Origin of the sequence: Streptomyces sp. NBRC 110035 (assembly GCF_000829695.1) — a bacterium.
Taxonomy (GTDB): Bacteria; Actinomycetota; Actinomycetes; order Streptomycetales; family Streptomycetaceae; genus Streptomyces.
In genome coordinates this window covers 139827-165201 of sequence record NZ_BBNN01000022.1, presented here as the reverse complement: position 1 = coordinate 165201, position 25375 = coordinate 139827, and the positions used below count along the sequence as shown (strand labels likewise).

Here is a 25375-nt window from a genome sequence, read left to right as displayed (position 1 = left end):
GCTTATTGCTCGCACGTCAACGTCTTGTTAACGCTGCTGAGCGGGACCTAACGTCGTCGCACCGCCGGCCCTGGTGGGATGTTCAAGGGCGAACGTTAGGTGATCCACTCCATGCTGACCCTCCTCGGCTTCGCCATGATCGCGACCTTCCTGGTCCTGATCATGCTGAAGAAGATGTCGCCGATCGCGGCGCTCGTACTGATCCCCGCCCTGTTCTGCGTGTTCGTCGGCAAGGGCGCCCACCTCGGTGACTACGTCATCGACGGCGTGTCCACCCTCGCCCCGACCGCGGCGATGCTCATGTTCGCGATCGTCTACTTCGGTGTGATGATCGACGTCGGTCTCTTCGATCCGATCGTCCGGGGCATCCTCAGGTTCTGCAAGGCCGACCCGATGCGGGTCGTCGTCGGTACCGCGCTGCTCGCCGCGATCGTGTCGCTGGACGGCGACGGCTCGACCACCTTCATGATCACCGTCTCGGCGATGTACCCCCTGTACAAGCGCCTGAAGATGAGCCTCGTCGTCATGACCGGTGTCGCCGCGATGGCCAACGGCGTGATGAACACCGTCCCCTGGGGTGGCCCCACGGCCCGTGCCGCGACCGCGCTGAAGCTCGACGCCGGCGACCTCTTCGTACCGATGATCCCCGCGCTGCTGGTCGGACTGCTGGGCGTCTTCGTCCTCGCGTACGTGCTCGGCCTGCGCGAGCGCCGGCGGCTGGGTGTGCTGACGCTGGACGAGGCCCTGGTGACGGAGCCGGCCGACGCCGGCGCGGGGGCCGGGGCGGGCGCCGGCACGCGGGAGCCCGAGACCGCACTGGTCGGTGCGGGGGCGGGTGAGGGTGCGGGTGCGGGCACCCGGTCCGGGCCGGGCTCGGGCGAAGGTCCTCTGCCCACCGGCTGTCCGGGCGCCGGCACGGACGCCGACGGGCGCGACGACTCCGGCGACGACCTCGACGACTTCCGCGGCCTGGACCCCGACCGCCCCACCCTGCGGCCCGAGCTGTACTGGTTCAACGCGCTGCTCACGGTGTGCCTGCTCACCGCCATGATCATGCAGCTGCTGCCGATCCCGGTGCTGTTCCTGCTCGCCGCCGCGCTCGCCCTCACCGTCAACTTCCCGCACATCCCCGACCAGAAGGCCCGGATCGCGGCCCATGCCGACAACGTTCTGAACGTGTCGGGCATGGTCTTCGCCGCCGCCGTCTTCACCGGCGTCCTCCAGGGCACCGGCATGGTCGACAGCATGGCCACCTGGCTGGTCGACATCGTCCCCGGGGGCATGGGGCCGCACATGGCGCTCGTCACCGGACTGCTGAGCCTGCCCCTCACCTACTTCATGTCCAACGACGGCTTCTACTTCGGCGTCCTGCCCGTCCTCGCCGAGGCCGGCGCGGCCCACGGCGTCTCCCCGCTGGAGATGGCCCGCGCCTCCCTGGTCGGCCAGCCCCTGCACATGTCGAGCCCGCTCGTCCCCGCGGTCTACGTCCTGGTCGGCATGGCGAAGGTCGAGTTCGGCGACCACACGCGGTTCGTGGTGAAGTGGGCGGCCCTGATCTGCCTGCTGATCCTCGGCGCGGGAATCCTGTTCGGCATCATCTGAGACACAGGCCAGGCCGGAGGGAGGACCCGATCATGGCGCCCGGTGGGAACCGCGGCTGGCTGCTCCGCCTCGTCATCGCCTTCACCTTCGCGCAGGGGGCCGTGTCGATGGCCCGGCCCGCCGTCTCCTACCGGGCGCTCGCGCTGGGCGCGGACGAGCGGGCGATCGGTGTGATCGCCGGCGTGTACGCGCTGCTGCCGCTGTTCGCCGCGGTACCGCTCGGCCGGCGCACCGACCACGGCCGCTGCGCCCCCCTGCTGTCCCTCGGCGTGATCCTCATATCCGGCGGCTGCGCGCTCAGCGGGCTCGCCGGCTCCTTGTGGGCGATGGCGCTGTGGAGCGGAGTGATGGGGCTCGGCCACCTCTGCTTCGTCATCGGAGCCCAGTCACTCGTCGCCCGCCGGTCCGCGCCGCACGAACAGGACCGCAACTTCGGGCACTTCACCATCGGCGCGTCCCTCGGGCAACTGGTCGGCCCGATCGCGGCGGGCGCGCTCGTCGGCGGCTCCGACAGGGCCGCCGGCAGCGCCCTCGCCCTGCTGGCGGCGGGCGCGGGGGCGGCGATCGCGCTCACCTCGCTGTGGCGCACGGAACGCCCGGCGCCGCCCGGCTCCCGCGTGGCACCGGGTACGCGCGTCCCGGTCGGGCGCATCCTGCGGGGCCGGGGCGTCCCCGCGGGCATCTTCGTCAGCCTGGCCGTCCTGTCCGCCACCGACATCCTCACCGCCTACCTCCCGGTGGTCGGCGAGCAGCGGGGCGTCGCCCCGTCCGTCATCGGTCTGCTGCTCAGTCTGCGGGCCGCGGCCACCATCGCCTGCCGGCTGGTCCTCACCCCGCTGCTGCGGCTCGTCGGCCGCACCGTCCTGCTGACGGTGACCTGTCTCCTGGCGGCACTGCTCTGCGCGGGCATCGCCCTGCCGGTGCCCGTGTGGGCCCTGGCGCCGATGCTGGCGGTGCTCGGCTTCTGCCTGGGGGTCGGCCAGCCGCTCTCCATGACGACCGTCGTCCGGGCCGCTCCCGCCGGCGCCCGCTCCACCGCTCTCGCCCTCCGCCTGACCGGCAACCGTCTCGGCCAGGTGGCCGTGCCCGCCGGGGCGGGCCTGATCGCCGGGGTGGCGGGTGTGGCGGCCCCGTTCGTCGTGCTCGGCGCGCTGTTGTTCGTCTCCGCGGGGGTGGCGCTGCGCGCATCGTCCCGCCCCGCCGAGCACGCCGGCCCGCCGGAGCCAGGGGGGACGCCTGCCACCGATGCCCCGGGCCGGCCCAAGAAGCCCGACCCGCCCGGCCCGGCCCGGCCCGTCGCACCACGAACTGACCGGTGGGCCTGACCGGCGGGCCTGGCGGGCAGGGCCTGGCGGGCGGGGAGCGCACGCCGGCACGCGACGACGACGTCCGGTTCGTCCGCCCGGGCCCGGGTGGCACGGGTTCGGGCGTGTGCGGCGGGACGTCGTACCGCGTGTGCGGCAGGGCCGCGAGGCCCTCGGGCGTCTGCGCTCCGAGGCCGTGTTGACACTGCCCGGGTGCACGGGGGCGCGTGACCCCAGCAGGGACCGGGACCGGCTCCGCGCGGACCGGCCCGGTCTCCGTCGGGTGCCGCCCCGCCCGCACGCCCGCACGCCCGCACGCACCAGCTCCCGCACGGCGCGGCTGCCGACCCGTATCCTCGTCCCTCTGGCGTCATTAAATTAGCGCCGCTAGTTTATGAGGTGGACGACGACGCCCCGCCCCGGAGGAAGCGCCATGAAGGCATACGACGGCATGTACATCGACGGCGCCTGGCGCCCCGCCGCCGGCCCGGACGTGATCGAGGTCATGAACCCGGCCGACGGGCAGGTGATCGCCACCGTCCCCGCGGGCACCGTCGAGGACGTGGACGCCGCCGTGCGGGCGGCCCGCGCGGCCCTCCCCGCCTGGGCCGCGACCGCACCTGCCGAGCGCGCCGCCCGCCTCGCCGCACTCCGGGACGCGCTGGTGGCCCGGCAGGACGAGATCGCGGAGACGGTGACCGCCGAACTCGGCGCGCCCCTGAAGCTCTCGCAGGCCGTGCACGCGGCCGTGCCGATCGCGGTGGCGGGCTCGTACGCCGAGCTGGCGGCGACGTATCCCTTCGAGGAGCGGACGGGCAACTCGACCGTCCTGCACGAGCCGGTCGGCGTGGTCGGCGCGATCACCCCCTGGAACTATCCCCTGCACCAGATCGTCGCCAAGGCCGCCCCGGCCCTCGCCGCCGGCTGCACGATCGTTGTCAAGCCCGCCGAGGACACCCCGCTGGTCGCCCGGCTCCTCGCGGAGGCGGTGCACGAGGCCGGCGTCCCGGCCGGCGTGTTCAACCTGGTCACCGGCCTCGGCCCGGTGGCCGGCCAGGCCCTCGCCGAGCACCCGGGCGTCGACCTGGTCTCCTTCACCGGCTCCACCGCCGTCGGCCGCCGGATCGGCGCCGTCGCCGCGGGTGCCGTCAAGAAGGTCGCCCTCGAGCTGGGCGGCAAGTCCGCCAACGTGATCCTCCCCGGCGCCGACCTGGCCCGGGCGGTCAACGTCGGCGTCGCCAACGTGATGTCCAACTCCGGCCAGACGTGCAGCGCCTGGACCCGCATGCTGGTCCACCGCGACCAGTACGAGGAGGCCGTCGAGCTCGCCGCGGCCGCCGCCGCCAAGTACGGCGACCGCATCGGCCCCCTCGTCAACGCCACGCAGCAGGAACGGGTGCGCGGGTACATCGAGAAGGGCGTCGCCGAGGGCGCGCGCCTGGTCGCCGGCGGCCCCGACGCGCCGCGCGAGCAGGGCTGCTTCGTCAGCCCCACCGTCTTCGCCGACGTCACCCCCGACATGACCATCGCCCAGGAGGAGATCTTCGGCCCCGTCCTGTCCGTCCTGCGCTACGAGGACGAGGAGGACGCCCTGCGCATCGCCAACGGCACCGTCTACGGACTCGCCGGCGCGGTCTGGGCCGCCGACGAGGCGCAGGCGGCGGCGTTCGCCCGCCGCATGGAGACCGGTCAGGTCGACATCAACGGGGGCCGCTTCAACCCTCTCGCGCCCTTCGGCGGTTACAAGCAGTCGGGCGTGGGCCGCGAACTCGGTGTGCACGGCCTGACCGAGTACCTCCAGACCAAGTCCCTCCAGTTCTAGGGGAGTCCCACCACCATGGCTGTCCGCGCCGCCGTACTGTCCGCCGTCGACGCCCCGTTGGAGATCACGGGGATCGACCTGCCCGAGCCCGGCCCCGGGAAGGTCCGGGTCCGGCTCGCCGCGGCCGGGGTCTGCCACTCCGACCTGTCCCTGACCAACGGCACCATGCGTCTCCCGGTACCGGCGGTGCTGGGCCACGAGGGGGCCGGCACGGTCGTCTCCGTCGGCGAGGGCGTCACCCGGGTCGCGCCCGGTGACGGCGTCGTCCTCAACTGGGCGCCCTCCTGCGGCGCCTGCCCCGCCTGCGCGCGCGGCGAGGTGTGGCTGTGCGCCGACGCCCTGAGCGGCGCCGCCGCGGTGCACGCCCACCGCGCGGACGACGGCACCGCGCTGCACCCCGGCCTGAACGTCGCCGCCTTCGCCGAGGAGACGGTGGTGCCCGCCTCCTGCGTCCTGCCCGCCCCGGACGGCGTCCCCCTCACCGACGCCGCCCTGCTGGGCTGCGCGGTGCTCACCGGCTACGGCGCCGTCCACCACTGCGCGCGGGTCGAGCCCGGTGAGTCGGTCGCGGTGTTCGGCGTCGGGGGAGTGGGCCTCGCCGCCCTCCAGGCGGCCCGCATCGCGGGAGCGGCCACGATCGTCGCGGTCGACGTCTCCCCGGAGAAGGAACAGCTGGCGCGCGGTGCGGGGGCGACCGAGTACGTCGTCGCCTCGGACGCCACCGCCCGCGAGATCCGGTCCCTCACCGGGAAGCAGGGCGTGGACGTGGCCGTCGAGTGCGTGGGCCGCGCCACCACCATCCGCACCGCCTGGGAATCCACCCGGCGCGGCGGCCGTACCGCGGTCGTCGGCATCGGCGGCAAGGACCAGCAGGTCACCTTCAACGCCCTGGAGATCTTCCACTGGGGCAGGACCCTGTCGGGCTGCGTCTACGGAAACTCCGACCCCGCCCGCGACCTCCCCGTTCTCGCCGGACACATCCGGTCCGGCCGGCTCGACCTGGGAGCCCTCGTCACGGAACGGATCGCCCTGGACGGCATCCCGGCAGCCTTCGACACCATGCTGGCGGGCAGGGGCGGACGGGCCCTGGTGGTCTTCTAGAACCGGCCGCCGGTCCCCTTCGATCCGGAGCCGGAGCCGGAGCCGGAGCCGGAGCCGGAGCCGTGGCCGTGGCCGCGTCCGTCGGACCTCTTGCCCCCGGCCCCGCGCCGGCCCCCGTCCCGGTCCGCGGCTCCGACCGTGACCGGGACACGGCCACGCCCGCGAGGCACAGGGCGCCGCCCGGGAAGGTGAGCGGGCCAGGTACCTCGCCCAGTTCCGGCCAGGACATCGGCGCGACCAGGGCGGGCACCGCGTACGTGGTCGCGCCCATCCGGCCCGCGGTCGTCCTGGACAGGGCGTAGGCCCAGGTGGTGAACGCCAGGTCCGTCGGAAAGACGCCCGGGCAGACCATGTCGAGCGTGGCGGAGGCGGGCGCGTCGGCGATCAGCCCGGCGAGCCGCGCGAGCCCGGCGGTCCGGGGGTCCGGGGGACCTTCGAGGTCATGCGCCCCAGCATGCGGTACGGACACCTCGGTGAGGGCCGAAGTGTCCGAGAGGTCCTACCCGGTGCCCCGCACCTGCTCGTACTGATCCGCCAGGCCGTCCAGCAGAGCCGTCAGGCCCGTCTCGAAGGCACGCTCGTCGATCTTCTCCTGCTGGTCGGAGAGCAGGTGCGCCTGCCCGAGATGGGGATAGTCGGCGGGGTCGTAGGCGGCGGCGTCGTCCACGAAGCCGCCGGCGAAGGAGCCGAGCGCCGAGCCCATGATGAAGTACCGCATCAGCGCGCCGATGGACGTGGCCTGCGCGGGCGGCCAGCCCGCCTCGACCATCGCGCCGTAGGCCGCGTCGGCGAGCCGCAGGGCGGCCGGGCGGCGGCCGGGGCCGCGGGCCAGGACCGGCACGATGTTGGGGTGGGCGCGCAGCGCGGACCGGTAGGAGACGGCCCAGTCGTGCAGCGCGGTCCGCCAGTCCCGGCCGTCCTCGAACATCGACAGGTCGACCAGCGCGCTCACCGAGTCGGCCACCGCCTCGAGGATCTCGTCCTTGGTGCGGAAGTGGTTGTAGAGCGAGGGTCCGCTGACCCCCAGCTGTGCGGCGAGCCGGCGTGTGGAGACGGCGGCCAGACCCTCCGCGTCCACGAGCTCCCGTGCCGTCTCGACGATCCGGTCGGTGCTGAGCAGGGGCTTGCGCGGTCGGGCCATGGCGCACATAGTAGGGCTGCACCAGAAAACTAGCAGTGGTAATTAAAATCCCGGGGTTGGGTGACTGTCATGAACCTGGAGCTCAGCGAGGAGCAGAGCGCCCTCCGCCGGCTCGCCCGGGACTTCGTCGAGCGTGAGGTCGCTCCCCACGCCACGGCCTGGGACCGCGCCGAAGAGGTGGACCGGGGCATCGTGAAGAAGCTGGGCGACCTCGGCTTCCTCGGGCTGACGATCGACGAGCGGTACGGCGGCTCGGGCGGCGACCATCTCGCGTACTGCCTGGTCACCGAGGAGCTGGGGCGCGGCGACTCCTCCGTGCGCGGAATCGTCTCCGTGTCCCTGGGGCTGGTGGCGAAGACCGTCGCGGCCTGGGGCGGCGAGGAGCAGAAGCAGGCCTGGCTCCCCGGCCTCACCTCCGGCGCGTACGTCGGCTGCTTCGGTCTCACCGAGCCGGGCACCGGTTCCGACGCCGGCAACCTCTCCACCCGCGCGGTGCGCGACGGCGGGGACTACGTCATCAACGGCACCAAGATGTTCATCACCAACGGCACCTGGGCCGACGTCGTCCTGCTGTTCGCCCGGTCCACCGACGCCCCGGGCCACAAGGGCGTGTCCGCCTTCCTCGTGCCCGCCGACACCCCCGGCCTGACCCGTCGGACCCTGCACGGCAAGCTCGGCCTGCGCGGCCAGACCACCGCCGAGCTGGTGCTGGAGGACGTCCGCGTGCCCGCGTCCGCGATGCTGGCCCCCGAGGGCAAGGGCTTCTCGGTCGCCATGTCCGCCCTGGCCAAGGGGCGCATGTCGGTCGCCGCGGGCTGTGTCGGCATCGCCCGGGCCGCGCTCGACGCGGCCGTGCGGTACGCGGGGGAGCGCGAGCAGTTCGGGAGGACCATCGCCCATCACCAGCTCGTGCAGGAGCTGATCAGCGACATCGCCGTGGACGTCGACGCCGCCCGGCTGCTGACCTGGCGGGTGGCCGACCTGATCGACCGCGGGCAGCCGTTCGCCGTCGAGTCCTCCAAGGCCAAGCTCTTCGCCTCGGAGGCGGCCGTCCGTGCCGCCAACAACGCTCTCCAGGTCTACGGCGGTTACGGCTACATCGACGAGTACCCGGCGGGCAAGCTGCTGCGCGACGCCCGTGTCATGACGCTCTACGAGGGCACCAGCCAGATCCAGAAGCTGGTCATCGGGCGTGCGCTGACCGGGGTCTCGGCGTTCTGAGGCCGGACAGGGCGGGCCGGCCCGAGTAGCTCGACCGGGGTGGAACTGAGTATCCGGACGGATGTGCGCGGTGCCGTGGTCGCCGACCCTGTTTCCCATGAGTGACACACCGGTCAAGCAGCAGAGCACGGCGGCCTTCTACGGTCAGGCCGTCGTCTCGTTCGCCGTCGCCCTGGGGGCGACGGCCTTCGGCGTCATCCAACTCGAGGCCGACGCCTGGGTGCGCGGCTTCATGGCGATCGCCGTCCTGTACCTCGTGACCTCCGCCTTCACCCTGGCCAAGGTCATCCGTGACCGTCAGGAGGCCGGCCGGATCGTGAGCCGGGTGGACCAGGCACGGCTGGAGAAGCTCCTCGCGGAACACGATCCCTTCGAGAAGCTGTGAGCATTCCGCGGACGGTGTCCGATCCGCGCTCGGACGAGCGGACGAAGGGCAGGCCCTAAGCGATCGCTCACCCTTGCCGGTATGGTGTTACCCCTGCCAGTGAACGGGGTGAGCGATGAACGCGGTGAGGGAGACGGCCGAGGCCGAGGCGCAGCCATGGAGTGAGGTCACGCCCGACGCGGCCCGACGGCTGCTGCTCGCCGCCGTCGAGGCGTTCGCGGAGCGTGGCTACCACGCCACGACGACCCGCGACATCGCAGGCCGTGCCGGCATGAGCCCGGCCGCGCTCTACATCCACTACAAGACCAAGGAAGAGCTGCTCCACCGCATCAGCAGGATCGGTCACGAGAAGGTCCTGGACATCCTGCGGACCGCGGCCCGCGCCGAGGGCAGCGCGACCCGGCGTCTCGCCGAGGCCGTGAGCTCCTTCGTCCGCTGGCACGCGGGCAGGCGTACCACCGCGCGGGTCGTGCAGTACGAACTCGACTCGCTCGGCCCCGACGCCCGCGCCGAGATCATCGCCCTGCGCCGGCAGGTCGACGCCGAGGTGCGCGGGATCATCGAGGAGGGCGTGCGTTCGGGCGAGTTCGACGTCGGCGACGTGCGGGGCACCACCCTCGCCGTGCTCTCCCTCTGCATCGACGTCGCACGCTGGTTCAACGTCAACGGCTCCCGCACCCCCGAGGAGGTCGGCGCCCTCTATGCCGACCTCGTCCTGCGCATGGTCGGCGCCGACCGCACGGACACCGCGCCCAGGGGGTAGGGTGCCGCCGGCCCGGGTTCAGAGGTAGTACCGGGCCACCGACTCGGCCACGCACACCGGTTTGTCGCCGCCCTCGCGCTCCACGGTGAACGCCGTGGTCACCTGGACGCCGCCCCCCACCTCGTCCACGGCGGTGACCTTCGCGGTGGCGCGCACCCGCGACCCCACCGGGACGGGTGCGGGAAAACGCACCTTGTTCGTGCCGTAGTTGACGCCCATCTTCACGCCCTCGACGGAGAGCAGCTGCGGGCCGAACAGCGGCAGCAGCGACAGCGTCAGATAGCCGTGCGCGATGGTCGTGCCGAACGGCCCCGACGCGGCCCGCTCCGGATCGACGTGGATCCACTGGTGGTCACCGGTGGCCTCGGCGAACAGGTCGACCCGCTTCTGGTCGACCTCCAGCCAGTCCGTGTACCCCAGCTGTTCGCCCACCGCCGCCTTCAGCTCGTCGACGGACGTGAAGATTCTCGGCTCTGCCATGTCCCGGCCTCCCGCGTCACGTGGTCGCGCGCGCCACCGCGCATGCCTAAGCGACTGCTTAGCATGGTCGGCCGTGCGGGCGTTGTCAACGCACCGGCCGCCACGCGGGGTGGGTAGCCTTCGAGGTGTGCCCCAGATTCCGGAGAAGATCCACGAACTCACGGTCGGCCGGCTCGCGGAGCGCAGCGGCGCCGCCGTCTCGGCCCTCCACTTCTACGAGTCCAAAGGGCTGATCAGCAGTCGGCGGACCCCGGGCAACCAGCGCCGCTACAGCCGTGACACCCTGCGCCGGGTGGCCTTCATCAGGGCCGCCCAGCGGGTCGGCATCCCGCTCGCCACCATCCGCGGTGCGCTCGCCGGACTGCCTCAGGAACGTACCCCCACGCGGGAGGACTGGGCCCGCCTCTCCGAGGCGTGGCGCGCGGAGCTGGACGAGCGCATCGAGCAGCTCAACCGGCTGCGCGACCACCTCACCGACTGCATCGGCTGCGGCTGCCTGTCCCTCGACTCCTGTGTCCTGTCCAACCCGGACGACGTCTTCGGCGACCGCCTGACGGGCTCCCGGCTGCTGGCCGGCGACCGCCCCGCCGGGCCGGGCGCCCCGCAGGCCGGCACCGGCACCGCGTGACAGTCCTCACGTGAGAGCGGGGGCGCGGCATCCCCGGCGCGCCCCCACGCCTCTCAGGCCGACACCAGCAGCTTCGACCGCCTGGCGTCCGCCAGTGCCTCGGTCGTCAGAACGGGGCGCGGCACCAGGATTCCGCAGTCCGCGCAGACCGGTCCCGCCGACGGCTCGTGGTCCAGGCCGTACCGCCACCTGAGCCGCTCCCCCCGGCACACGGGGCAGACACCACCCGGTTCGCGCTCCAGCGCGGCGATCAGCCGCCGCAGCACCTCGGCCAGCGGTTCCCGCGGATGCACCCGCGGGTCGTCGCACCAGGCCACGCCGAAACCGCCCCAGGTCAGCCGGTGCCAGTCGTCCACACTGCCCGGCCTGCGCAGGCCGCCGTGCTTCTCCTTCCTGCGGCGCTCGGCGAACTCCACCTCGTAGCCCAGCCAGACCGCGCGGGCCTCCTCCAGCTCGTCCAGTGCGGCCACGAGCCGCGCCGGGTCGACGGAGCGGTCCTCGGGGTCGAATCCCGCACGCGCGCACAGATGGTCCCAGGTCGCCCTGTGCCCGTACGGAGCGAACCGCTCAAGGCACTTGCGCAGCGAATAGCGCCGCAGCGCCGGATCGGACCGCGGATCTCGGACCTGTCTCGCCAGACTTCGGAAACCGGCCATCGTCGTGCACCTCCGTCACACCTGCACCTGTAATCCGGTCACTTCGGCGTCGTCGAACGGACGTCGCCGAATAGACGTATCGACAAGCGAATCGGCTCCATCCCCCTTTCGGCGGCCTGCCCCGGCCGGTCGCGCGGAGCCGTGGAGCAACTCCCGTGCCCCGTGCTTCAGTCGTGGTCTCCCACGGCGTCCCCGTGGTCCGTTCCGTGGCCATGTCCGTGGTCGTCTCCCTCGCCGCCCCCGGTCCTCGGCGGCTGTCCAGGGCGGTTGCCCGGGCAGCCCGTTCCCATGCGCGGCGGGAACGTCCCGGCGGTCCGGTTCCCGCCGGGGGGAGCCCCGTGCCGCGGCGTACCGCGCGCACCGGTCCCGACAGACAGAGAACTCCCCACGGGCTCCCCGGGTTCCTGAAGGCCGCGGCGTTATGCGCGCCGATCGCGTCCCTGATCGCCCCCGCGGTCTCCGAAGAACCCCGCAGGGGCGGTGTCCGCGCAGGTGGCAGCTGTGGAACCCCGGCACACACCGGTGCCCGAGGCGGGCTCAGCGGTACAGCAGGTACTCCCGCCGCGTTCGCCGGAACGCCGCCAGCTCCTCCCGCCAGCCGGCCACCACCTCGTCGGTGTCCGCGCCCGCGTCGATCATCGTGCGCACCCGCTCGGAGCCGGTGAGCCTGTCGATCCAGTGGTCCGGGCGCCAGGCGAACCCGCTCCACGTCCGCTTCGCGCTCACCAGCAGCCCCACACCCGTGCGCACCGGATCGAACGCCTCCCGGTCGTGCACGTGGAGCTGCACACCCCCGACCGTCCTCCCCCGGAACTTGGAGAAGGTCGGCGCGAAGTACGCCTCGCGGAAGCGCACACCCGCCAGCCCCAGCCCGTTCGCCCCGGCCGCCCAGCGCCCGTCGATCCCCTCCGCGCCCAGGAGCTCGAACGGCCGGGTCGTCCCGCGCCCCTCGGACAGGTTGGTGCCCTCGAACAGGCACGTCCCCGCGTACACCAGGGCCGTCTCGGGCGTCGGCATGTTGGGGCTGGGCGGCACCCAGGGCAGCCCCGAGGCGTCGTAGAAGTCGGACCGCCGCCAGCCCGACATCCGTACCGTCTCCAGCCGCACCGGCGCGGTCAGGAACTCGGCGTTGAACAGCCGTGCCAGTTCCGCCACCGTCATCCCGTGCACCTGCGCGATCGGCTGCCGTCCGACGAACGTCGCGAACTCCGGGTGCAGCACGGGCCCCAGGGCGGCCCGTCCGGTCACCGGGTTCGGCCGGTCGAGGACCACGAACCGCTTGCCCGCGATCCGGGCCGCCTCCATGCAGTCGTACAGCGTCCAGATGTACGTGTAGAAGCGGGCGCCCGCGTCCTGGATGTCGAAGACGACCGTGTCGACGCCCGACGCGGTGAAGACGTCGGCGAGCGGCCTGCCGCTCTTCAGGTACGTGTCGTAGACGGGCAGTCCGGTCGCCGGATCGTCGTGGCGGCCCTCCGAGCCGCCCGCCTGCGCGGTGCCCCGGAAGCCGTGCTCGGGGCCGAACACGGCGGTCAGGTCCACGCGGTCGTCGGCGTGCATGACGTCGACGATGTGCCGCGCGTCCCGGGTGATGCCCGTCGGGTTGGTGACCACGCCGACCCGCTCCCCGTCGAGCGGCGCGTATCCGTCCGCGGAGAGCTGCTCGAAGCCGGTGCGCAGGCCGCGGCCCCCGGGCACCGGGGCCGCCCGCCCGGATTCCGCAGGCCCTTCGGCCTGTCCCCGGGGGGCCGCCCCGGCGGTCGCGGGGGGCGCGGCGGCGGTCGCGAGGGTGGCTGTGGTGGTGGCGAGCAGGCTCCGTCTGGACAGTCTCATGCCGTGACCTCCGTGATCGCTCCCAATGTCATGTCCACGCACGTTAATGCGCGTGAACCGTCCGGGGAACGAGCCGGGCCGCCGCCGTTCGGCTCCGCTCCCTCTCTTCCACCCGACATACCGACCGGTTAGTCTGACGCGACGCGTCGCGTCGCACGACGACCGGCCGTGCGGTCACGTGGCCGAGGAACAACCGGGCAGCCGTGCCGAAGGAGCCGATGATGGAAGCCGTACAGGGTGCGAAGGTGGTCGTCACGGGAGCCGGGGGCGGCATCGGAGCGGCGCTCGCCCGCCGCTTCGCGGGCCAGGGGGCCCAGGTCGTCGTCAACGACCTGGACGCCGGGCGGGCCAGGGCCGTCGCCGACGAGATCGGCGGCATCGCCGTCCCGGGGGACGCCTCGTCCGTCGTTCCCGACGCCCGGGACGCGCTCGGCGGCACGGTCGACGTCTACTGCGCCAACGCCGGCGTCGGCCGCGACGGCGGGGACCCGGGCGCACCGCTCGACGAGCGGGGCTGGGCGCTCTCCTGGGACGTCAACGTCATGGCCCACGTCCGCGCGGCGCACGCGCTGCTCCCGGAGTGGCTGGAGCGCGGCAGCGGCCGCTTCGTCTCCACCGTCTCCGCCGCCGGACTGCTCACCATGATCGGCACGGCCCCCTACAGCGTCACCAAGCACGGCGCCTACGCCTTCGCCGAGTGGCTGTCGCTGACGTACCGCCACCGTGGGGTGAAGGTCCACGCGATCTGCCCGCAGGGCGTGCGCACCGACATGCTCACCGCCAGCGGCAGCGCGGGCGACCTGGTCCTCAGGCCGACCGCGATCGAGCCGGACGACGTGGCCGACGCCCTGTTCCACGGCATCGACGAGGACCGCTTCCTCATCCTGCCGCACCCCGAGGTCGCCGAGTACTACCAGGCCCGCGCCGCCGACCCGGAGCGCTGGCTCGGCGGCATGAACCGCATCCAGCGGCACTGGGAGTCCACCGGGTGACACCGGCGGCACCGGGTGACGCCGGTACGCGGTGAGACCCCGCGTACCGCGATGCGATCCTGCCCGACGCGCCGGGGCCGGGGGATGGGAAGATCCCCGTCGGGGACGGACCGCCTCCCCTGGGCCGGCGGCGGGCGGCAGTACCAGCAGTGCGTGACGACGACCGGCAGTGACACGGAAGGCAGGTGGCGGAAGTGCCCAGGACGACGGACGGCGACGGGCCCCCGGTGCCGCAGCGGCTCCTGGCCGCAGCCACCCGGCTCTTCGCCGAGCAGGGCTACGACCGTACTTCGGTACAGGAGATCGTCGAGGCGGCCGGAGTCACCAAGGGGGCGCTCTACCACTACTTCGGCTCCAAGGACGACCTGCTGCACGAGATCTACGCGCGCGTGCTGCGCGTCCAGCAGGAGCGTCTGGACGCCTACGCGAACGCCGACGAGCCGATCGACAAGCGCCTGCGGGGCGCGGCGGCGGACGTCGTCGTGACGACGATCGAGAACCTCGACGACGCGTCGATTTTTTTCCGCTCCATGCACCACCTGAGCCCGGAGAAGAACAAGCAGGTACGGGCCGAGCGCCGCCGCTACCACGAGCGCTTCCGCGCGCTGGTCGAGGAGGGGCAGGCGGCCGGCGTGTTCTCCACGGCGACCCCGGCCGACCTGGTGGTGGACTACCACTTCGGCTCGGTCCACCACCTGTCGACCTGGTACCGCCCCGACGGCCCCCTCACCCCGCAGCAGGTCGCCGACCACCTCGCCGACCTGCTGCTGCGCGCCCTGCGCCCCTGAGGCGCAGCAGGACCCACCGGGGCCCGCGGGCCCCGGGCCCGCGCCTCCTACCGGTACTTCTTGATCTCCCGCCGCGCCAGCGACCGCTGGTGCACCTCGTCCGGACCGTCGGCGATCATCAGCGTCCGCGCGGCGGCGTACAGCTCGGCCAGCGGGTGGTCCTGACTGACCCCGCCCGCTCCGTACAGCTGGATGGCCCGGTCGAGGATGCCGACGACCGTGCGCGGAGTGGCGATCTTGATGGCCTGGATCTCGGTGTGCGCGCCCCGGTTGCCGACGGTGTCCATCATCCAGGCCGTCTTCAGCACCAGCAGGCGCAGCTGCTCGACGGCGACCCGCGCGTCCGCGATCCAGTTCTGCACCACGCCCTGCTGGGCGAGTGCCTTGCCGAAGGCGTCCCGGGACACGGCCCGCCGGCACATCAGCTCGATCGCACGCTCGGCCATGCCGATCAGCCGCATGCAGTGGTGGATGCGGCCGGGACCGAGCCGTGCCTGGGCGATGGCGAAGCCGCCGCCCTCCTCGCCGATCAGGTTCGACACCGGCACGCGAGCCCGGTCGAAGACCACCTCGGCATGGCCGCCGTGGCAGTGGTCCTCGTAGCCGAACACCCGCATGGCACGCCTGATCGTGACGCCCGGGGTGTCGCGCGGCACCAGGATCATGGACTGCTGGCGCCGGATGTCCGCGCCCTCGGGGTCGGTCTTGCCCATCACGATGAAGATCCTGCAGTCCGGGTGCATCGCCCCGGAGATGTACCACTTGCGGCCCGTGACGACGTACTCGTCGCCCTCCCGCGCGATGCGCGTGGTGATGTTGGTCGCGTCGGAGGAGGCCACGTCCGGCTCGGTCATCGCGAACGCCGAGCGGATCTCACCCGCCAGCAGCGGCTCCAGCCACTGCTTCTTCTGCTGTTCGTCGCCGAACTGCGCCAGTACCTCCATGTTGCCGGTGTCGGGCGCCGCGCAGTTCGTCGCCGTGGGCGCCAGCTGCGGGGAGCGGCCCATGATCTCGGCCAGTGGCGCGTACTGGAGGTTGGTGAGCCCGGCACCGTACGCGGAGTCGGGCAGGAACAGGTTCCACAGGCCCTGCCTGCGCGCCTCGGCCTTGAGCTCCTCCACCACGGGGGTGTTCGCCCACGGCGAGTCCAGCGCGGCGCGCTGTTCGTCGACGACCTGCTCGGCGGGGTGGACGTGCTCGTCCATGAAGGCGAGAAGCCTGGCCCGCAGTTCCTCGGTGCGTGCGTCGAACGTGAAGTCCATGGTTCAGCCCTTCCGGAGGCCTTCGCGAAGCGTGGTCAGACCGTGCTCGATGAAAACGGGGACGAGATCGCCGATGCGGTCGAAGCCGGGGCCGACGGTCTGTCCCAGCGTGTAGCGGTAGTGGATGCCCTCGAGGATCACCGCGAGCTTGAACCAGGCGAACGCGGTGTACCAGGAGACCGCGCAGACGTCGCGTCCCGAACGGGCGGCGTACCGTTCGATCAGCTCGGCGGGCGACGGATGCCCGGGGGCCTCGGCGGTCGTGGAGACCGGGGAGTCGGGCATGCCCAGCGGCATGCCGTACATCACCAGCAGGCCGAGGTCGGTCAGCGGATCGCCGAGCGTGGACATCTCCCAGTCGAGGACCGCCCGGATCGAGTCGGTGCCCCCGTCGGCGCTCGCGATCAGGACGTTGTCCAGGCGGTAGTCGCCGTGCACCACGGCCGGTGCGGGGGAGCGGGGCAGCTCCCGGCCGAGCGCGGCGTGCAGTGCGTCGATCCCGGCCAGGTCCCGGTTGCGGGAGGCGTCCAGTTGCTTGCCCCAGCGTCGCAGCTGCCGGTCCAGGAAGCCCTCGGGACGGCCGAAGCCCGCCAGGCCCACCTCGTCGGGGTCCACGGCGTGCAGGTCGACCAGCGTGTCCACCAGGCCGAGCACCGCCTGCCGGGTGCGCTCCGGGCCGAGCGGCGCCAGCTGGCCGGCCGTCCGGTACGGGGTGCCCTCGACGAACTCCATGACGTAGAAGGGCGCCCCCAGTACCTCCTCGTCCTCGCACAGCAGGACGGTGCGGGGTACCGGGACGGGGGTGGAGTGCAGCGCGCTGATCACCCGGTGCTCGCGCCTCATGTCGTGCGCGGTGGCCAGGACATGCCCGAGCGGAGGACGCCGTACCACCCACTTGGCGGTGCCGTCGGAGACCGCGTACGTGAGGTTCGACCGGCCGCCCTCGATCAGCCGGCCGGAGAGCGGGCCGTTCACCAGGCCGGGCCGTTCCCGGGCGAGCAGCGCGCCCAGCCGGTCGAGATCCAGTCCGGGCGGGTGGTCGGGGCTCATACGCGCTCCTACGGGCCGGTGACAGTACCGAACACATGATGCCGACCAGTCGGTATGTCGTCCAGGGCGGGGGTGAAACGTGATGGGGGCCACGAGCGGGGTGATCGGGCCGCACGCCGGGTGCGATCGGGCCATCCACTTGCGTCGCGGGAGACGACGGCGAAGGCTCGGATCCATGAAGGCGATCAGCTATGCACAGTACGGCGGCCCCGAGGTACTCGAACTCACGGAGGTGCCGGAGCCCCGGGTCGGCCCCGACTCCGTGCTCGTGAAGGTGCGGGCGGCGGCCGTCAACCCCGTCGACTGGAAGTGCCGCGAGGGCCACCTCGACCAGATCCTGAGCCCGGTGTTCCCCGTCGTTCCGGGCTGGGACGTCTCGGGCGTGGTGGTACGGCCGGGCGCCGCCGCCCCCGAGTTCGCCGCCGGTGACGAGGTCATCGGCTACGTGCGCGAGGACTTCCTCTCCCGCGGCACCTTCGCCGAGTACGTGGCCGCCCCGGTGCGCGCCCTCGCGCGCAAGCCGCGCAGCCTGTCCTTCGAGGAGGCCGCCGGACTGCCCCTCGTGGGACTCACCGCCCACCAGATGCTGCACAGGGTCCTTCGGGTGAGGCGCGGCGAGACCGTCCTGGTGCACGCCGCGGCCGGCGGTGTCGGCTCCGTCGCCGTCCAGCTCGCCGCACACCTCGGCGCCCGCGTCATCGGTACGGCCAGCGAGCGCAACCACGACTTCGTCCGAAGCCTGGGCGGGGAACCGGTGACCTACGGCGACGGCCTCGCCGAGCGGCTGCGGGGCCTCGCCCCGGGCGGTGTGGACGCCGTGTTCGACTCGGTCGGCGGTGACGCCCTGAAGGACTCCGCCACGGCCCTGGCGTCCGGGGGCCGCCTCGCGTCGATCACCGACCCCGCCGTCGTGGAGTACGGAGGCCACTACTGGTTCGTCCGCCCCGACCCGCAGGACCTCGGGCGCCTGTCCGAACTGGCGGAACAGGGCGTCGTGAGCGTGCACGTCTCCGAGACGTTCCCGCTGGAACGCGCGGCGGACGCCCACCGCCTCAGCCAGGAGGGCCGGACCAGGGGGAAGATCGTCGTGACGGTGGACGAGTAGACGGCGAACGGGTGGACGGGGGCGGGCAGGAGGGCCGGCCGCCCGTCGGCCCTGCCCGTCGGCCCCGTACGTCGTCAGCTCTGGAGGACGAGGGCCGCCCCGCACACGGCCAGGGCCGTGGTGCAGAGCACCGCCGCGGTGAGGTGCCGCGGGGCGGGCCCGGCCGGGGTGCCGGTGGCCGAGAGGGTGCCGATCCGCCGGTGGGCGATCAGGAGGAACCCCAGCCAGCAGGCGCAGCACAGCGCGCACAGGACCACCCCGACGGCCGACACGCCGCCGTGCAGCGCGGTCCGCACCGCCAGCACGGACGCGACCGTGGCCGCCAGGGTCGTACGGCGCCAGGCGAGCCGGGTCCGTTCGGGCTGCAGCCCGGGGTCCCGGGCCGCCCGCACCCCGGGCGGCCCGGTCACCCGTCCCATCCGGCGAGCACCACGACGACCATCGCCAGCGCGACGACGGCGACGACGAGACTCAGCAGCACGGGGAACCGGGACACCGGCAGGTCCTCGCCGCGCCGCATCGCCCGCTCGCAGCGCACCCAGTGGTTGACCGCGCGCAGCGCGCACAGCACCCCCGCGGCGAGCAGCGCCAGCGCGAGCCCGACCCGCCAGCCCCAGCGCAGGTCCGGCAGGAACTGGTCCACGGCGAAGCCGCCGCCGACCAGCGCGAGCGCGGTCCGCAGCCAGGCCAGGAACGTGCGCTCGTTCGCCAGGGAGAACCGGTAGTCGGGCGTGTCCCCCTCCTGCCGCACGTCCTGGGGCGCGAACCACAGCCGGACGTTCCGCATGAAGCCGATCACTCTGCGACCCTACCCGGGGGCCGGGACGCGGGTGCGGCCGGTGCGGCTCACCGGCCCGGGCCGTCCGGCTGCCCGCGGTGGGCCCTGAGGCGTGCGTACGCTTCCAGCCCGTCCGGAGTCCACTCCCACTCGCCCAGGCGGCGCTCCAGCTCCGGCCCGGTCAGGAAGGCGTGCCAGGCCACCTCCTCGGCCTGGGGCCTCACCGGCAGGTCGCAGCGGACCTCGTGGACCGCCGACCACCAGCTCCGTCCGCCGCCGTCGTAGAGGAACGCGAAGAGGAACGTGGGCTGCGGCAGCCCGGACACGCCCAGCTCCTCCTCGGCCTCCCGCAGGGCCGCCTCGGCGTAGCTCTCGCCGGTGCCCACGACCCCGCCGACGAACATGTCGTACAGGGAGGGGTGGACGAGCTTGTCCGCCGTGCGCCGGTGTACGAAGATCCGGTCCTCGGCGTCCCTGACCAGGACGAACGCGCAACGGTGCCGCAGACCTCGGGCGTAGGCCTCACCGCGTGGGGCCCGGCCGGTCACCCGGTCGTTCTCGTCCACGATGTCGAGGATCTCGTCGGCGGCGGGCACGGAACGGTCGGCAGCGCTCATGCACCCATCGAAGCAGGTCCCGCGCCGGGCCCGTCCACGCGGGTTCCCCAGGGCCTGCCGTGTGGCAAGTGATGTGCCCGCGAAGCCCGTTGACGCGTGTAATGCCCCGGGTGCCCTTGACGTCAACTGTTGGCTGGCGGTTTGCTGTCCGTGATCGGCCCATGGCTGACGGCAGCCGACCACTGCCGTACGGGCCGACCACCCGCCATGGGCCGAGCCACCGGAAGAGCGCGTGAGGAAGTCCGCGGTGCCCCCACCCCCGCCTCCCCTCGGCCGTGCCCGCAGACGGGCGGCACAGGTCTTCGACGAGGCCCTCGAAGACGACGAACTCGTCGCCGCGCGAGCCGCGCTGGCGCAGGGCCGGTGGCAGAACAGCCGCTCGCTGCTGGTGCGCACGGGGGACGACTGGGACCGCCGCGGCCACCGGATCACGGTGCTCGCCCGGGAGCCCTCCTGTGCCGCCTGGGCCCGCGACTGGCTGCTCGCCGACCCCGGCTCCGGGGACGGGGCCGTCCTGCTCGCCCTGGCCCAGGTCCGGCGTGCCCTGCGCGGCAAGGAGAAGCCCGCCCCCGCGCGCGAGGCCTGTCACCGGGCCGCCGCCGTGCTGCCCGCCGACCCCACCCCCTGGCTCGGCCTGCTCCTGCTGGAGTGCGCCCGGGGCGCCGAGGGGGACGCGGTCCGTGTCTTCGAGCAGATCCGCTCCCGGTACGCGGACCACCACCACGCCCACCATCTGGTGGTCGCCTGGCTCGCCGAACGCCGTGTGGAGGCGGGCCCGGACCCGCTGCACGAGGTCTACGACTTCGCCAACTGGTCCGCGGAGCAGGCGCCCGCGGACTCGCCCCTGGCGATCCTGCCGGTCATCGCGCACGCCGAGCGCTACCGCGCCCTCGCCGCTGCAGGGCACGAGCGGGCCGACCCGGCAGCCTCCGGACACTGGGTGGGCCGCCGGGCCCGGCAGGTGATGAAGGCCGCCTTCGACTGGTGGCTGGAGTGGGAGCAGGAGGACCATCCGCGCCGCCTGATCGACCTGAACTTCCTCGCCCACGCCAAGGTCTGCGAGGGCCGGGGCGCCGAGGCCGCCGCCCTGTTCCACCGGATCGGTGACAAGGTCACCCCGGTCCCCTGGTCGTACCCCGACCGCGACCCGCTCACCGCCTTCCGTACCGCACGGGCCGCCGCCCTCGGCACCGGATGACCCCTCGCGCGCCCCTGTGCACCACTCAGGAACACCCGGCCCGCTCCCCTCGCCACGCTCCCTCCGGCACACGGCAACCACTCCCGACGCAAGGACGGTTCTCCCGATGACGACGGACAGTTCGCGCACGAGCAGATCCGCAGCGGACGGCATCAGCACGTTCAAGGGGCAGGAGCGTGCCCTGCGTGCGGGCCGGCTCGGCACGGGAGGTCTGCTGCTCTCCGTGCTCGCCGCGACCGCCCCCCTCATGGTGGTCGCGGGTGTCATGCCCACCACATTCGCGGTGATGGGCATCGTCGGGCAGCCGCTGCTCTTCGTGCTCCTCGGCGTCGTACTGGTGCTCTTCAGCCTCGGCTACGCCGAGATGAGCCGGCACGTCCACAACGCCGGCGCCTTCTACGCGTACATCTCCCGCGGCCTCGGCGGCACCGCCGGCGCGGGCGCCGCGATGGTCGCGCTGGTCGCCTACAACGCACTCCAGGTCGGCATCCACGGCATCTTCGGCTTCGAGGTCTCCGGGCTCCTCGCCACCTACGCCGGCCTCGAGGTCGCCTGGTGGACACCGTCGCTGGTGGCCCTGGCCGCCGTCGGCGCGCTGGGCTGGCTGAAGATCGACGTCAACGCGCGCGTGCTCGGCGTCCTGCTGGTCGTCGAGGTGCTCCTGGTCGTCGTCTTCGACGTCGCCGCCATCGCCGATCCGGGCGGGGAAGGACTGTCGCTGCACGCCTTCGACCCGGACACCCTCACCGGCGCCGGTGTCGGCACCGCCCTGTGCTTCTGCATCGCCGCCTTCCTCGGCTTCGAACAGGCCCCGGTGTACGCGGAGGAGACCAGCAGGCCGCACGTCCTGGTGCCCCGCGTGATGTTCCTGGCCGTCACCGGCGTCGCCGTGTTCTTCGCGATCAGCAGCTGGGCCCTCACCGTCGCCACCGGCCCCGCGGGCATCGTCGCCACCTCGCAGGAGCAGAGCGCGGGACTGCTGTTCCTCCTCACCGAGTCCCGGCTCGGCGGCACCTTCACGGACGTCCTGCACGTCCTCTTCGTCACCGGCATGTTCGCCGCGATGCTCAGCTTCCACAACGTCGTCGCCCGGTACGCCTTCGCCATGGGCCGCGAGGGCCTGCTGCCCGCCGCCTTCGGCCGCACCACCGGCACCAGCGGTGCCCCCGGCACCGGCTCGCTGCTCCAGACGGGCATCGCCGCGGTGCTCGTCGTCGCCTTCGCGCTCACCGACGACAAGCCGGCCGGCGACCCGACCGCGCCCGTCCTGCGCCTGTTCACCTGGTTCGGCAACGTCGGCGCCCTCGGCGTGATCGTCCTGATGGCGATCGCCTCGCTGTCCGTCGTCGTCTTCTTCGTCCGCCGCGGTGCCGCGGGCGCCCAGGCCTGGCGGCTGGTCACCTCGGCGCTGTCCGGCCTCGCCCTGGCCGTGATCGCCGGCTGCACCGTCAAGGACTTCGACGTGCTCGTCGGCACCGGTCCCGACTCCGCCCTGAGCCTGCTGCTGCCCGGCATCATCGGGCTGGCCCTCGTCGCCGGCCTGGTCCAGGGCCTGGTCCTGCGCTCCCGCGCCCCCGGGACGCACGCCCGTATCGGGCTCGGCAACGAGGCGTTCCAGCTGGACAAGGAGGCCGAGCGCACACCGTAGGCCCACACGGACGGGGCGGGCGGTTCGCACGGCCGGCCGCCTTACGGAAGTCTGACGGGCACCCGCGACCCCTGGCCCCACCGGGGGCACGGGTGCTCGAATGGCACGGTGAACCCCGAACGGCCGGAAGCACGCGACCATCCGGACGACCGCGAACGGCCCGCGGCGGACGACCGGGAACGGCCCGCGGCACGCACACCGCCCGACGAGGAGACGCCCGACGGCCGCGGCCGGCCCGTCGGCCGCCGGGTCCTCCTGGGCACCCTCGGACTCGGCGCCCTCGGCGTGGCCGCCGCCCCCGTACTCCAGCGCGGACTGGAGTCCTTCCTCGCCGGGGCCTCCGACAAGGACCCCACCGGCCTGACCGGCCTGCTCCCGAACGGCGGCGGCTTCCGCTACTACTCCGTCACCTCCTCCGTCCCGCGGAAGAACGCCGGGACCTACCGCCTCACCGTCGACGGCCTGGTCGACCGTCCCGCCTCCTACACCCTGGCCGACCTGTCGGCCCTGCCGCAGACCCGCATGGTCCGCGACGTCCAGTGCGTCACCGGCTGGCGGGTGCCCCGTACACCGTTCGAGGGGGTACGCCTGTCCCGCCTCCTGGACGCGGCGGGCGTGCGCGCCACGGCCGGCGCGGTGCACTTCACCTGCTTCGACGGCGCCTACTCGGAGAGCCTCACCCTCGCCCAGGCCCGCCGGGCGGACGTCCTGGTCGCCCTGCGCATGCAGGACGAGGACCTCGGCCACGCCCACGGCGGCCCGGTCCGCCTCTACGTCGCCCCCATGTACTTCTACAAGTCGGCCAAGTGGCTCTCCGGCATCACCGTCACCGAGGACGTCGAGCCCGGCTACTGGGAGCAGCGCGGCTACGACATCGACGCCTGGGTCGGCCGCTCGAACGGACGCGACGATGAACCCACGGACTGACCTGCCGCCCACCGCCGTCGCCACCACGACCGGCGTCCCGCGCTTCACCCGCGCCGCGCGGTGGGCGCACCGCACCACGGCCGCGCTGACGGGCCTCTGCGTGTTCACCGCCGCCTGTCTGTACGTCCCCCAGCTCGCCCAGCTGGTCGGACGCCGCGCCCTGGTGGTCACCGTCCACCAGTGGTCCGGGCTCGCGCTGCCGGTACCGGTCCTGGCCGCACTGCTCTCCCGGGCCTTCCGCGCCGACCTGGGCCGGCTGAACCGCTTCGGCCCGCACGACCGCACGTGGCTGCGGGCCGCGCTGCGCCGCGACGGACGCCCCTCGCAGCGGCCGGCCGGAAAGTTCAACGCCGGACAGAAGATCTACGCGGCCTGGACCGCCGGCGCCACGCTGGTGATGCTCGGCACCGGTCTGATGATGTGGTTCACCCACCTGACCCCGCTGGTGTGGCGCACCGGCGCGACCTTCGTCCACGACTGGCTGGCCCTCACCCTCGGCATCGTCCTCGCCGGCCACATCGGCATGGCCCTGGCCGACCCGGAGGCCCGGCGGGGCATGCGCACCGGCACCGTCGACCGCGACTGGGCACGGCGCGAGCATCCGCTGTGGCGGCCCTGACCACAGGACGGACGGCCGGCGTGGTGACCGGCTAAATGACCAACGACAGCAGCAGCACCAGCGCCCCGGCGACCACCGAGATGATCGTCTCCATGACCGACCAGGTCTTGACGGTCTGGCCGACACTCAGCCCGAAGTACTCCTTGACCAGCCAGAAACCGGCGTCGTTGACATGGCTGAAGAAGACCGAGCCGGCACCGATGGCGAGCACCAGCAGAGCGGCGTGCGTGGTCGACATGTCGGCCGCGAGCGGTGCCACCAGGCCGGCCGCCGAGATGGTCGCCACGGTCGCGGAACCGGTCGCCAGCCGGATCGCCACCGCGATCAGCCAGCCGAGCAGCAGGGCCGGGATCGACCAGTCCTCGGAGATGTCGAGCACCATCCGACCCACACCGGAGTCGATCAGGGTCTGCTTGAAGCCGCCGCCCGCGCCGACGATCAGCAGGATGCCGGCGATCGGGGCGAGGCCCTTCTCGACCAGTCCCGAGATCCGCTCCTTGCTGAACCCGGCGGGCAGGACCAGCGTGAAGATGCCGACGAGCACGGACGCGAGCAGGGCGATCATCGGGGAGCCGATGACGTTGAAGACCCGCTGAACGCCGTTCTCCGGGTCGTCGACGACGATCTCCACCAGGGCCCTGGCCAGCATCAGCACGACCGGCAGCAGAATGGTCGCCAGCGTCGGACCGAACCCGGGACGCTTCTCCAGGTCCTCGGAGGGGCGCTGAGGGATCATCCGGTCCGGGGCGGGGACGTCCACCCAGCGGGCGGCGTACGTGGAGAAGACCGGACCGGCGATGATCACCGTCGGGACGGCGACGAGCACGCCCAGCGCGAGCGTCACGCCGAGGTTGGCGTCGAGCGCGTCGATCGCGACCAGCGGGCCGGGATGCGGGGGCACCAGGCCGTGCATCACGGACAGGCCGGCGAGCGCCGGGACGCCGATCCGCATCAGCGAGTAGTTGCCGCGCTTGGCGACCATCAGCACGACCGGGATCAGCAGCACGACACCGACCTCGAAGAACAGCGGCAGACCGATCACCGAGGCGATCAGCACCATCGCCCACGGCATGGTGCGGCCGTTGGCCCGGGCGAGGATCGTGTCGACGATCTGGTCGGCGCCACCGGAGTCGGCGAGCATCTTGCCGAGGATCGCCCCGAGGGCGATGAGCACGCCGACACCGGCGACGGTGGAACCGAGCCCGGCGCTGAAACTGGTGATGACCTTGTCCAGCGGCGCCCCGGCGAACGCGCCGAGTGCCAGCGAACCGATGGTCAGCGCCAGGAAGGCGTGCAGTTTGAAGCGGGTGATGAGCACGACGATGACGGCGATGCCCGCCAGGACGGCGATGCCCAGCTGAGCGTGGCCGGCCGAGGTGATCGGCTCGGGTGCGTCCGCTGCCAGCAGCTCGACACTGAGTCTGGTCACGGTGAATCCCTTGTGAGTACGGGGAG

25 protein-coding genes and 1 pseudogene are annotated in these 25375 nt (G+C 72.9%); 15 read left to right on the top strand and 11 right to left on the bottom strand.

Annotated elements, in window-relative coordinates; translation table 11 throughout:
• Positions 1–111: 111 nt before the first annotated feature.
• The 4 genes from TU30_RS12590 to TU30_RS12575 all read left to right on the top strand — a co-directional run bounded on the left by TU30_RS12590 (position 112) and on the right by TU30_RS12575 (position 5829).
• Positions 112–1602 carry a CitMHS family transporter gene (locus tag TU30_RS12590; protein ID WP_042168663.1) on the top strand — a complete coding sequence of 497 codons (1491 nt, stop codon included), beginning with the start codon at positions 112–114 and terminating at the stop codon, positions 1600–1602.
• 32 nt (positions 1603–1634) lie between these two features.
• On the top strand, positions 1635–2927 hold the full coding sequence (locus tag TU30_RS12585) for an MFS transporter (protein ID WP_078878246.1): 1293 nt from the start codon (positions 1635–1637) through the stop codon (positions 2925–2927).
• Between the two features lie 412 nt (positions 2928–3339).
• Entirely contained in the window at positions 3340–4728 is a 1389-nt protein-coding gene (locus TU30_RS12580; protein WP_042168660.1) for an aldehyde dehydrogenase family protein, read from the top strand.
• A 15-nt stretch (positions 4729–4743) separates the two neighbouring features.
• On the top strand, positions 4744–5829 hold the full coding sequence (locus TU30_RS12575; RefSeq protein ID WP_042168656.1) for a zinc-binding dehydrogenase: 1086 nt from the start codon (positions 4744–4746) through the stop codon (positions 5827–5829).
• Here the strand turns inward: TU30_RS12575 and TU30_RS33970 are convergent.
• Both TU30_RS33970 and TU30_RS12565 read right to left on the bottom strand, forming a co-directional pair.
• Positions 5741–6211 (bottom strand): annotated as a pseudogene (locus TU30_RS33970) (EamA family transporter); the annotation flags it as partial. The gene TU30_RS12575 and the pseudogene TU30_RS33970 overlap by 89 nt on opposite strands.
• Positions 6212–6328: 117 nt before the next feature.
• Positions 6329–6970: a TetR/AcrR family transcriptional regulator gene (locus tag TU30_RS12565; protein ID WP_042168651.1), complete on the bottom strand. Its 642-nt coding sequence runs from the start codon at positions 6968–6970 to the stop codon at positions 6329–6331.
• A 69-nt stretch (positions 6971–7039) separates the two neighbouring features.
• Here TU30_RS12565 and TU30_RS12560 point away from each other — a divergent pair, with 69 nt between their 5' ends.
• From TU30_RS12560 to TU30_RS12550, 3 genes are all read left to right on the top strand, one after another.
• A complete protein-coding gene (locus TU30_RS12560) occupies positions 7040–8191 on the top strand; it encodes an acyl-CoA dehydrogenase family protein (protein ID WP_042168648.1) in 1152 nt (383 codons plus the stop codon).
• 97 nt (positions 8192–8288) lie between these two features.
• Positions 8289–8576 carry a YiaA/YiaB family inner membrane protein gene (locus TU30_RS12555; RefSeq protein ID WP_042168839.1) on the top strand — a complete coding sequence of 96 codons (288 nt, stop codon included), beginning with the start codon at positions 8289–8291 and terminating at the stop codon, positions 8574–8576.
• A gap of 115 nt (positions 8577–8691) precedes the next feature.
• Positions 8692–9339 (top strand): TetR/AcrR family transcriptional regulator, encoded by a 648-nt coding sequence (locus TU30_RS12550; RefSeq protein ID WP_042168645.1) that lies wholly within the window; start codon positions 8692–8694, stop codon positions 9337–9339.
• 18 nt (positions 9340–9357) lie between these two features.
• Here the strand turns inward: TU30_RS12550 and TU30_RS12545 are convergent, their stop codons facing one another.
• On the bottom strand, positions 9358–9819 hold the full coding sequence (locus TU30_RS12545; protein WP_042168642.1) for a MaoC family dehydratase: 462 nt from the start codon (positions 9817–9819) through the stop codon (positions 9358–9360).
• Positions 9820–9946: 127 nt separating this feature from the next.
• On the opposite strand from TU30_RS12545, the gene soxR reads away from it, so the two are divergent.
• Positions 9947–10447 (top strand): redox-sensitive transcriptional activator SoxR, encoded by a 501-nt coding sequence (gene soxR / locus TU30_RS12540; protein ID WP_042168639.1) that lies wholly within the window; start codon positions 9947–9949, stop codon positions 10445–10447.
• Positions 10448–10500: 53 nt separating this feature from the next.
• On the opposite strand, the gene TU30_RS12535 is transcribed toward soxR, so the two are convergent.
• Positions 10501–11103 (bottom strand): hypothetical protein, encoded by a 603-nt coding sequence (locus TU30_RS12535; protein WP_042168636.1) that lies wholly within the window; start codon positions 11101–11103, stop codon positions 10501–10503.
• Positions 11104–11640: 537 nt separating this feature from the next.
• Complete coding sequence (locus tag TU30_RS12530) at positions 11641–12936, bottom strand: exo-beta-N-acetylmuramidase NamZ domain-containing protein (RefSeq protein WP_042168633.1); 1296 nt, start codon at positions 12934–12936, stop codon at positions 11641–11643.
• Positions 12937–13154: 218 nt separating this feature from the next.
• Between TU30_RS12530 and TU30_RS12525 the strand changes: the two genes are divergently transcribed.
• Both TU30_RS12525 and TU30_RS12520 read left to right on the top strand, forming a co-directional pair.
• The gene (locus TU30_RS12525) at positions 13155–13928 is read left to right on the top strand and encodes an SDR family oxidoreductase (RefSeq protein WP_042168837.1); all 774 of its coding nucleotides are present in this window, start codon (positions 13155–13157) and stop codon (positions 13926–13928) included.
• A gap of 194 nt (positions 13929–14122) precedes the next feature.
• Complete coding sequence (locus tag TU30_RS12520) at positions 14123–14716, top strand: TetR/AcrR family transcriptional regulator (protein WP_042168834.1); 594 nt, start codon at positions 14123–14125, stop codon at positions 14714–14716.
• A gap of 47 nt (positions 14717–14763) precedes the next feature.
• On the opposite strand, the gene TU30_RS12515 is transcribed toward TU30_RS12520, so the two are convergent.
• Together TU30_RS12515 and TU30_RS12510 are read right to left on the bottom strand one after the other, a co-directional pair.
• Positions 14764–15978 (bottom strand): acyl-CoA dehydrogenase family protein, encoded by a 1215-nt coding sequence (locus TU30_RS12515; RefSeq protein WP_042168630.1) that lies wholly within the window; start codon positions 15976–15978, stop codon positions 14764–14766.
• A 3-nt stretch (positions 15979–15981) separates the two neighbouring features.
• The gene (locus TU30_RS12510) at positions 15982–17028 is read right to left on the bottom strand and encodes a phosphotransferase family protein (protein WP_042168627.1); all 1047 of its coding nucleotides are present in this window, start codon (positions 17026–17028) and stop codon (positions 15982–15984) included.
• Positions 17029–17203: 175 nt separating this feature from the next.
• Between TU30_RS12510 and TU30_RS12505 the strand changes: the two genes are divergently transcribed.
• Entirely contained in the window at positions 17204–18133 is a 930-nt protein-coding gene (locus TU30_RS12505) for an NADP-dependent oxidoreductase (protein ID WP_042168624.1), read from the top strand.
• 74 nt (positions 18134–18207) lie between these two features.
• Here the strand turns inward: TU30_RS12505 and TU30_RS12500 are convergent, their stop codons facing one another.
• From TU30_RS12500 to TU30_RS12490, 3 genes are read right to left on the bottom strand one after another with little or no spacing between them, the layout of a single operon-like run.
• Complete coding sequence (locus tag TU30_RS12500) at positions 18208–18552, bottom strand: DUF202 domain-containing protein (protein ID WP_042168621.1); 345 nt, start codon at positions 18550–18552, stop codon at positions 18208–18210.
• Entirely contained in the window at positions 18540–18932 is a 393-nt protein-coding gene (locus TU30_RS12495) for a YidH family protein (RefSeq protein ID WP_042168618.1), read from the bottom strand. Before TU30_RS12495 ends, TU30_RS12500 begins: the two co-directional genes overlap by 13 nt.
• A gap of 47 nt (positions 18933–18979) precedes the next feature.
• Positions 18980–19528 carry an NUDIX hydrolase gene (locus TU30_RS12490; RefSeq protein WP_042168615.1) on the bottom strand — a complete coding sequence of 183 codons (549 nt, stop codon included), beginning with the start codon at positions 19526–19528 and terminating at the stop codon, positions 18980–18982.
• Positions 19529–19775: 247 nt separating this feature from the next.
• On the opposite strand from TU30_RS12490, the gene TU30_RS12485 reads away from it, so the two are divergent.
• From TU30_RS12485 to TU30_RS12470, 4 genes are all read left to right on the top strand, one after another.
• On the top strand, positions 19776–20726 hold the full coding sequence (locus TU30_RS12485; RefSeq protein ID WP_042168831.1) for a hypothetical protein: 951 nt from the start codon (positions 19776–19778) through the stop codon (positions 20724–20726).
• Between the two features lie 106 nt (positions 20727–20832).
• Positions 20833–22374 (top strand): APC family permease, encoded by a 1542-nt coding sequence (locus tag TU30_RS12480; RefSeq protein WP_042168611.1) that lies wholly within the window; start codon positions 20833–20835, stop codon positions 22372–22374.
• Between the two features lie 108 nt (positions 22375–22482).
• Positions 22483–23301, top strand: a complete 819-nt coding sequence (locus TU30_RS12475; RefSeq protein ID WP_042168608.1) for a molybdopterin-dependent oxidoreductase — start codon at positions 22483–22485, stop codon at positions 23299–23301.
• Complete coding sequence (locus TU30_RS12470) at positions 23285–23920, top strand: cytochrome b/b6 domain-containing protein (RefSeq protein WP_042168605.1); 636 nt, start codon at positions 23285–23287, stop codon at positions 23918–23920. Before TU30_RS12475 ends, TU30_RS12470 begins: the two co-directional genes overlap by 17 nt.
• A gap of 31 nt (positions 23921–23951) precedes the next feature.
• Here TU30_RS12470 and TU30_RS12465 read toward each other — a convergent pair whose 3' ends face one another.
• Positions 23952–25349, bottom strand: a complete 1398-nt coding sequence (locus TU30_RS12465) for a gluconate:H+ symporter (RefSeq protein ID WP_042168601.1) — start codon at positions 25347–25349, stop codon at positions 23952–23954.
• Positions 25350–25375: the final 26 nt, after the last annotated feature.